The sequence below is a fragment of the Pseudomonas sp. RGM 3321 genome (assembly GCF_022836805.1).
Taxonomy (GTDB): domain Bacteria; phylum Pseudomonadota; class Gammaproteobacteria; order Pseudomonadales; family Pseudomonadaceae; genus Aquipseudomonas.
Genome location: NZ_JALHBH010000055.1, coordinates 1 through 677 on the forward strand (window position 1 = coordinate 1; position 677 = coordinate 677).

The following is a 677-nucleotide window of genomic DNA, read 5'->3' on the forward strand; positions in this document are numbered from 1 at the left end:
TGCGTCGTTGTGCGTGGGTAGAGACCGTCTGTTTACCATTCTTCGTGATGCGCGCGAGCTGGTTCCGCGCAAACGGGCTTATCACAAGACTACTCATAGCCATCATCGCTTTCGCCGGCATTCCAACCTGCTCAAAGCAGGTCCGGAACAAGTTGTGGCTAGTGGGCCCGAACAGGTCTGGGTTGCAGACATAACCTACCTGCCTACGCAGGAAAGCGTGGCCTACGTGAGCCTTGTGACAGATGCGTACTCACGCAAGATTGTTGGCCATCACGTGCATGAAAGCCTGCATACCCAGTCGGTGATAAAGGCACTGGAAAAAGCGGTAAGAGAGCGAAAAACCGATCAGATACTGATTCATCATTCAGATCGCGGCGCCCAGTACTGTTCCGACCTCTATCAGCGGCTGCATACCAGGTATGGAATCCGGTGCTCGATGACTGATGGCTATGACTGCTACCAGAACGCTATGGCCGAGCGGGTAAACGGGATTTTGAAGACTGAGTTTCTACTCAATCGGCCTAAAGACTTGGCAGATGCAGTGAAAATGGTGGATGAATCGGTGCAGATCTACAATAGGGAGCGGCCACACTTATCCCTGAAATACAAAACGCCCGATGCGGTGCATCGGGCGTTTTGAGCGTGAAACAGGTGTAAACCTATTTCAGGACTAGACA

Annotated in this window: 1 protein-coding gene; it reads left to right on the forward strand. The window is 52.1% G+C overall.

Annotated features, from left to right (window positions below; all coding sequences use genetic code 11):
* On the forward strand, positions 1-640 hold a 640-nt coding region (locus tag RGM3321_RS00220), incomplete at its 5' end, for an IS3 family transposase (RefSeq protein ID WP_244391038.1).
* Positions 641-677: the final 37 nt, after the last annotated feature.